Genomic DNA, 628 nt, shown 5'->3' with positions numbered 1-628 from the left:
CCGAGCAGCACCACGTAGAGCACCGGGATGAGCTGGGCCGGTACGGACACGATCGCCACGACCGCGGCGCCGATGAGCAACGGCCGCATGACCCGGCGGGCGGCCCGGTGTCCGGCGTGCCAGGCCGCGTCGCTCCGCATGAGCGACGGCAGTCGGATACCCGCTGCGCGGTTCCGTCCCAGTCCGTCCGCAGCGATCGACACGATGCCCCAGATCGCCGCCTCGACGATGAGCAGGAGCACGGCGCAGCCGACCGCCGCCCACCAACCTGGACTGTCCATCACGGCCTCCCCGCACCACGCTAACGCGCGGTGGAGGCGGCGCGCGAGGTCAGGAGACTGGCGCGCCTGCCGAATCGATCTCGGCCAGGATCCGGTCGCGCCGCCGCTTCTCGATCATCGACAAGACGGTGACGAACGCTGCAGCGCAGACGATGAGCACGACGAACAGCCAGCGCCACGGACCCAGCGTGGCGAGTGCGGACCCCGCCAGGCCGAGGAGGCCGAGGCCCATACCGATGAGCGCCGGGATCGCCATCCGCGTCGACCGTCGCTGCCACGCGAGCAGCGCCCGCACGAGCGGCATGGTCTCGGGCGTCATCGCGGCCCGCCCACTGAACTGCCGGGTC

At 72.0% G+C, this 628-nt stretch carries 2 protein-coding genes; both read right to left on the bottom strand.

Features of this window, described 5'->3' with window-relative positions:
- A partial coding sequence (locus H489_RS29940; RefSeq protein ID WP_167578314.1) for an SdpI family protein occupies positions 1-281 on the bottom strand: 281 nt, incomplete at its 3' end.
- Between the two features lie 49 nt (positions 282-330).
- On the bottom strand, positions 331-628 hold a 298-nt coding region (locus H489_RS29935), incomplete at its 5' end, for a hypothetical protein (RefSeq protein ID WP_235045680.1).

Origin of the sequence: Curtobacterium flaccumfaciens UCD-AKU, from assembly GCF_000349565.1 — a bacterium.
Taxonomy (GTDB): Bacteria; Actinomycetota; Actinomycetes; order Actinomycetales; family Microbacteriaceae; genus Curtobacterium; species Curtobacterium poinsettiae.
The sequence above is the reverse complement of the archived record's forward strand: the minus strand, read 5'-3'. Positions and strand labels throughout refer to the sequence as shown.